The 7,226-nt window shown below is 46.7% G+C and carries 6 protein-coding genes; all 6 read left to right on the top strand.

Annotated elements, in window-relative coordinates; all coding sequences use genetic code 11:
* Nucleotides 1-110 precede the first annotated feature (110 nt).
* The 6 genes from B2U10_RS13000 (at nt 111) to B2U10_RS12975 (ending at nt 7,198) form a co-directional block, all read left to right on the top strand.
* Nucleotides 111-566, top strand: a complete 456-nt coding sequence (locus B2U10_RS13000) for a CtsR family transcriptional regulator (RefSeq protein WP_023466578.1) — start codon at nt 111-113, stop codon at nt 564-566.
* Nucleotides 567-591: 25 nt separating this feature from the next.
* Complete coding sequence (locus B2U10_RS12995) at nt 592-1,020, top strand: hypothetical protein (protein ID WP_023466580.1); 429 nt, start codon at nt 592-594, stop codon at nt 1,018-1,020.
* Nucleotides 1,013-2,086: a protein arginine kinase gene (locus tag B2U10_RS12990; protein WP_290754255.1), complete on the top strand. Its 1,074-nt coding sequence runs from the start codon at nt 1,013-1,015 to the stop codon at nt 2,084-2,086. Before B2U10_RS12995 ends, B2U10_RS12990 begins: the two co-directional genes overlap by 8 nt.
* Entirely contained in the window at nt 2,086-4,533 is a 2,448-nt protein-coding gene (gene clpC / locus B2U10_RS12985; RefSeq protein ID WP_035413120.1) for an ATP-dependent protease ATP-binding subunit ClpC, read from the top strand. The genes B2U10_RS12990 and clpC overlap by 1 nt, the downstream gene beginning before the upstream one ends.
* A 75-nt stretch (nt 4,534-4,608) precedes the next feature.
* On the top strand, nt 4,609-5,985 hold the full coding sequence (gene radA, locus B2U10_RS12980) for a DNA repair protein RadA (RefSeq protein WP_231496929.1): 1,377 nt from the start codon (nt 4,609-4,611) through the stop codon (nt 5,983-5,985).
* Between the two features lie 127 nt (nt 5,986-6,112).
* Nucleotides 6,113-7,198 carry a PIN/TRAM domain-containing protein gene (locus tag B2U10_RS12975; RefSeq protein ID WP_290754263.1) on the top strand — a complete coding sequence of 362 codons (1,086 nt, stop codon included), beginning with the start codon at nt 6,113-6,115 and terminating at the stop codon, nt 7,196-7,198.
* The last annotated feature ends 28 nt before the right edge of the window (nt 7,199-7,226 follow it).

Raw genomic sequence — 7,226 nt, 5'->3', positions numbered from 1 at the left:
CAGGTCGGTCTTTTTGTGTTTTCTAAAAAGCCTTATCAGTTGCATTTCTTTTTTTAGATGATTACTATTAAATCAAACAATAGTCAAAGATGGTCAGAGAGGTGGTGCCAATGCAAAACATCACAGATATCATCGAAGCCTATTTAAAGCAAATTTTACACGACGAAAAGACGATTGAAATCAAACGTCAAGAAATTGCACAACGTTTTGACTGTGTTCCATCACAAATCAATTACGTCATTAATACTCGTTTTACGGTCGAAAAGGGTTATTTTGTTGAAAGTAAGCGGGGCGGCGGTGGATACATTCGGATTCAAAAAATCGTTGTGCTCGATAGTCACGATCTATTAGACGAAGTCAGTTCATGGATCGGTGATCATTTGACGGAACAAGCTGCAGAAGATTATTTGATTCGTTTGATGAACGAACAATTACTGACGCGGCGGGAAGCTATTTTGATTCAATCGCTGTTGCAAAAAGAGAGTTTGCCAATGGCGGTCGAAGATCAACACCGGATGCGTGCCCACTTGATGCGGACGCTTCTTCAAACCATGAAGCGACTCTAGTCGTCGGACATTGGAGGAATGCACTATGCGTTGTCAACGATGTGGCGAACGAGAAGCAATCGTCCGTGTCAAACTCCCACAAGAGTCAGAAACCGATGAGAAGTTCTTATGCTCGGTTTGTGTACGGGAGTTAGCACGTGAATATCAAGGGACGGCATGTCCGTCTTGTGGTATGACCCGTCAACAATTGCTTCATCTTCGTAAAGTCGGTTGCCCGACTTGTTATTCATTTTTCAAAGACGAAGTCGACGGCATGGTTCGTCAGTTCCAACACGGTCATACGCAACATTATGGTTCACGCCCTGATGAGGAATCCGTGGAAAAACGATTAAACCAGCAGCTTAGTCGACTCAAAGAACAACTCAACCGCAAAATCTTAGCAGAAGATTATGAAGAAGCAGAAGTCATAAAACAACAGATTGAGAGTGTCGAGGAGGATTTGCGTCATGTTTGAAGAGTTGCTTCAACACCCTTTAAGCGAATCGATGAATCAATCTTCTCCCTTTGACGACATCGTCGTTTCGACACGAGTCCGTTTGGCGCGCAATACGACACGTTATCCGTTCTCAACGATGTTGTCAGAAGCACAAGCCAATGCACTCATTGAAGAGACGGAACGCCAACTAAATGGGATGAAAGGGTTCCGATTTGGTCGTGTCGATCAGGCGGATGTCCTGACCCGAACCGCTTTAGTAGAAAAGCATCTAATTAGTCCGGCGTTAGCGAGTCATCCACGGACAGGACTCTTCATTAGTGAAGATGAGCAGATCAGTGTCATGGTAAACGAAGAGGATCATTTTCGAATTCAGACGTTATTACCTGGGCTACAGCTTGAAGAAGCGTTTCGGATCGCAAAACAAGTCGATCGCTTGATCAGTGAACGATTTAAAATTGCTTTTGATGACACGCTTGGTTATTTAACGACTTGTCCGAGTAACGTCGGAACAGGTCTTCGTGCTTCCGTGATGTTGCACTTACCGGGACTAGTCCTGACGAATCAGATTCAAGGCTATATCAAACACTTACGACAGTTAGGATTCGCGATTCGTGGGCGTTACGGTGAGGGAAGCGATGCTTCTGGTCGCATGTTCCAACTTTCGAACCAACGGACGCTTGGGGCAAGCGAGGATATGCTGATCACGGACTATCAATTTGCGGTCGAAGCATTAATTGAAGCAGAACAGGCAGCACGAAAAGGATTATTGGAGATGTATCAAGAAGAACTAGAGGACAGACTATATCGTTCCTATGGCATCCTGACATCAGCTCGACTGATTACAGCGCGGGAAGCAACGGAACGGCTATCGGATGTCCGCTTAGCAGACAGTCTGGGACTAGAAGTCAATCTTCCTCCAAATCTTTTTCATCAACTGCTCGTTTCATTACAAACAGGTTTTCTACAAAAGCATTTCGGGAAACAATTAACATCTAGAGAACGGGACATCGAACGGGCGAAACGAATTCGGACGATGTTAACCGAACAGACAAACAGGGATCACACACAAGGAGGTTTTGCATAATGATGTTTGGACGATTTACAGAACGTGCACAACGTGTATTGGCACTTGCTCAAGAAGAAGCAGTACGGTTGGGGCACCACAATATCGGAACAGAACACATTTTACTCGGACTTGTACGTGAAGGAGACGGAATCGCTGCGAAAGCCTTAACAGCACTCGGTCTCAGTTCAGATAAAATTCAGATGGAAGTCGAAGCATTGATCGGTCGCGGACAAGATGGTGCAACGACGATTCACTATACACCACGTGCGAAAAAAGTCATCGAGTTATCAATGGATGAGGCACGTAAACTCGGTCACTCTTACGTCGGAACAGAACACCTCTTGCTCGGATTGATTCGAGAAGGAGAAGGGGTTGCTGCTCGTGTCTTAAATAACTTAGGCATCAGTCTTTCAAAAGCTCGTCAGCAAGTACTCCAGTTGCTTGGGAACAGCGAAACAACAGCAAACGCGTCGCAAGCAGGTTCAGGTGTCGCAACACCAACACTTGATGGTCTTGCTCGTGATTTGACACAACAAGCGCGTGAAACACGTCTTGATCCAGTTATCGGTCGTGCGAAAGAAATTCAACGCGTCATCGAAGTCTTGAGCCGCCGGACGAAAAATAACCCAGTCTTGATCGGGGAACCAGGGGTCGGTAAAACGGCTGTCGTCGAAGGTCTCGCTCAACAAATCATCAACAATGAAGTACCGGAGACGTTACGCAATAAACGCGTCATGGTACTCGACATGGGAACACTCGTTGCCGGTACGAAATACCGTGGTGAATTCGAAGATCGTTTGAAAAAGGTCATGGATGAGATTCGTCAAGCGGGGAACATCATTCTCTTCATCGATGAGTTGCATACATTGATTGGAGCGGGTGGAGCAGAAGGTGCGATCGATGCATCGAACATCCTTAAACCATCGCTCGCACGAGGTGAACTCCAGTGTATCGGAGCAACGACTCTTGATGAGTACCGGAAATACATCGAAAAAGATGCGGCACTCGAACGTCGTTTCCAACCGATTCAAGTCGCAGAGCCAACAACGGATGAAGCAACACAAATCCTATTTGGTCTTCGCGATCGTTATGAAGCACACCACCGTGTGACGATCACAGACGAAGCGATTCAAGAAGCCGTCACATTGTCGGATCGATACATTTCGGATCGTTTCCTTCCGGATAAAGCGATCGATTTGATTGATGAAGCGGCATCGAAAGTTCGGTTGCGTTCATACACAGCACCACCGAACTTAAAAGAAGTCGAAGCGAAACTTGAAGGCATCCGCAAGGACAAGGATGAAGCTGTCCAAAGCCAAGAGTTCGAAAAAGCAGCAAGTCTTCGTGACACAGAACAAAAATTACGCGATGAGCTTGAGCGTTTGAAAGAGGAATGGCAGAATAAACAAGGCAACGAAAAACTTGAAGTCACAAAAGATGACATCGCACAAGTCGTTGCCAACTGGACAGGTGTACCGGTTACGAAGATCGCGGAAGAAGAGACGGATCGTCTCCTTCGTCTCGAAGAAATCCTTCACGATCGTGTCATCGGTCAAAATGAAGCCGTTAAATCGATTTCAAAAGCGATTCGTCGCGCACGTGCTGGACTGAAAGATCCAAAACGTCCGATCGGTTCGTTCATTTTCCTCGGTCCTACTGGGGTTGGTAAGACAGAACTCGCACGTGCGGTTGCCGAAGCAATGTTCGGTGATGAGGATGCAATCATCCGGATCGACATGTCAGAGTACATGGAGAAACATGCAACGAGTCGTCTCGTTGGTTCACCTCCAGGATATGTCGGTTACGAAGAGGGCGGTCAATTGACTGAAAAAGTTCGCCGGAAACCATACTCAGTCATCTTACTTGATGAAATCGAGAAGGCGCACCCAGAAGTCTTCAACATTCTCTTGCAGGTACTCGATGATGGGCGCCTAACAGACTCGAAAGGTCGCACGGTTGATTTCCGTAACACGATTATCGTCATGACGTCGAACGTCGGTGCAAGTGCCCTTAAACGTAATAAATATGTCGGCTTCGCTGTTTCTGAAGATACGGATCGCGAATACAAAGACATGAAAGATAAAGTCATGGAAGAACTCAAACGGGCCTTCCGTCCAGAGTTCTTGAACCGGATTGATGAAACGATCGTCTTCCATTCACTCGAGAAACAACATATCGAAGAGATCGTGAAGTTGATGGCGAAAACCCTTGAAAAACGTTTGGCTGAACAGGAAATTCATTTCGAATTGACACCAGCTGCCCTCTCGAAGATCGCCGATATCGGATACGATCCAGAGTACGGCGCACGTCCAATCCGTCGTGCCCTTCAACGGGAAGCGGAAGACCGGTTGTCAGAAGCATTGCTCGCAGGTGATATCCAAAAAGGAGAGCATGTTGCGCTTGATGTCGAAGAGAACGAATTCATCGTTCGCCGGAATCACGTGAGTTCTGCCGCAACGGAATAAGCACTGAGCACAGGGCCAGCTTTCGCACTTTCTGAGCGAAGCTGGTCTTTTTTTGAAACAGAAAGGATGAATCGATTGGCTAAGTTAAAAACAAAATTCGTTTGCCAAAGCTGTGGAACTGAATCACCGAAATGGATGGGACGTTGTTCTGGATGCGGAGAATGGAACACGATGGTCGAAGAAGTCGTCGAAGAGAAAAAAGGACGGCGCGGTGCCGCTTTTGTTCATACGACGACAAAACAATTAAAGCCTGAACGCCTCGCGAATATCGTCTCGCAAGAAGAGAGTCGTGTCTTTACCGGAAGTGGTGAATTCGACCGTGTCCTCGGAGGCGGCATCGTTCCAGGTTCGATGGTGCTTGTTGGAGGAGACCCGGGGATCGGGAAGTCGACGATCTTACTGCAGACGAGTGCACGGCTTGCCCAACGTGGTGAAAAAGTGCTCTACATCTCAGGGGAAGAATCGCTTAAACAAACCAAATTGCGCGCGGAACGGCTTGGATTGCCGACACAGGATTTGTTCGTCCTCAGTGAAACGGACATGAACATGATTGAACGTGTCGTTGATGAAGAACAGCCACGGTTTTTAATCATCGACTCGATTCAAACCGTCTACATTGATGACATCCAGTCCGCACCCGGGAGTGTGACACAGGTACGTGAATGTACGGCGATGCTGATGAAAATTGCAAAGAGTCGTGGTATTGCGATCTTCATCGTTGGTCACGTTACAAAACAGGGTTCGATTGCTGGACCACGTTTACTTGAGCACATGGTGGATGCTGTCTTGTATTTCGAAGGCGAACGTCACCATACGTTTCGAATTCTGCGTGCTGTTAAAAATCGATTTGGTTCAACGAATGAGATCGGAATTTTTGAGATGCGGGAGTCTGGTCTTGAAGAGGTCTTAAATCCGTCAGAAATTTTCCTCGAAGAGCGGACATCCGGCGTATCCGGTTCAACGATCGTTGCTTCAATGGAAGGGACACGAACCGTCCTCGTCGAACTGCAAGCATTGATTTCACCGACGTCATTTGGGAATCCTAGACGGATGGCGACCGGAATCGATCAAAATAAAGTAGCGTTATTGATGGCCGTTCTTGAGAAACGATCGGGTCTTCTCTTACAAACACAAGATGCCTATCTCAAGGCAGCGGGTGGTGTGAAGCTCGATGAACCAGCGATCGACTTAGCCGTCTGTGTTGCCATTGCCTCTAGTTTCCGTGACAAACCGACGCGTCCGACGGATGTCGTGATTGGTGAGGTCGGGTTGACGGGAGAAGTTCGTCGTGTATCGCGCATTGAGCAACGTGTAGCAGAAGCAGCCAAACTTGGTTTTACACGAGCGATCATTCCGAAAAATAACTTAGGAGGCTGGACGTATCCGGACGGGATTACGGTCGTCGGTGTCGAGAGCGTGGACGAAGCATTACGCGAAACAATTCCGTTTTAAGCTGGAATGACGTAAAAAATGGGGGAACTGTAATGGATATGTAAACAGTTTCCCCTCCTTCCGGCGTAGGTAGTTCAATTCAGTACATGTTACAATGAACTTAAAATAGGCAAAGGAGGTGAGAAGATTGAAAATCGTCATACGGGTATTTTTTGCATTACTCGGACTTGCCCTTGGGATTTTGTTGCTTCCTCAGTTTTTCCAATTGATTGAAACAGCGACAAGTACGACTTTCCCGGCATGGTTGATGAGCGAATACGTAACTGGAACGATTGGTGCACTCATATTCTTATTAATTGGATTATTCATTACGGATTCGGTAATTCGACTTCTCCGATTTTTAGAAGAACGACTCGTCAAAGCCCCAGTAGCAGATCTCTTTTTTGGTACGTTTGGTTTGTTGATCGGATTAGTATTAGCATTTCTCGTCAGTACGTTAATCGACTTAGTTGGGATTCCTGTCCTCAGTAATGTCTTAACGATCTTCGTGACCGCGTTATTCGGATATCTCGGCTTTACGGTCGGGTATCGAAAACGTCATGAATTGACGAAAATCTTCTTACGTAGCAACCAAAGTGAAAAAAAGACGGCACCTGAAGTCGTCGTTCCAGCAAAGTCGAATAGTAAAGTGCTCGATACGAGCGTCATCATCGACGGACGAATCACAGATATCACGAAAACAGGCTTCGTCGAAGGGAAACTGATCGTTCCGCAATTCGTCATCGGTGAGTTGCAGTACATCGCGGATTCTTCTGATACGTTGAAACGAAACCGTGGACGCCGCGGGCTCGATGTCTTAAAAGAATTACAAGAGATCCCTGGAGTCGAGGTCGAAATTTATGATGGCGACTTCGAGGATGTACCGGAAGTCGACATCAAATTGATCAAACTTGCGGAACTCGTTAAAGGAATCGTCGTCACGAACGACTATAACTTAAACAAAGTCTGTGAAGTCCGACATGTTCCTGTCCTTAACATCAATGACCTGGCGAATGCGGTCAAACAAGTGGTCATTCCAGGAGAAGAAATGACCGTCCTTGTCATCAAGGAAGGGAAAGAACAAAAGCAAGGGATCGCCTATCTCGAAGATGGAACGATGGTCGTCGTCGAAGGTGGAAAACACCTGATCTCGAAAACGATTGGCGTCGTCGTCACGAGTGTCTTACAGACGTCAGCTGGACGAATGATTTTTGCGAAACCACAGGAAAAATGAGACACTATGCCTAGAGAGATATCGAGAG

This window comes from Exiguobacterium sp. UBA7533 (assembly GCF_002479335.1).
GTDB lineage: Bacteria > Bacillota > Bacilli > Exiguobacteriales > Exiguobacteriaceae > Exiguobacterium_A.
The sequence above is the reverse complement of the archived record's forward strand: the minus strand, read 5'-3'. Positions and strand labels throughout refer to the sequence as shown.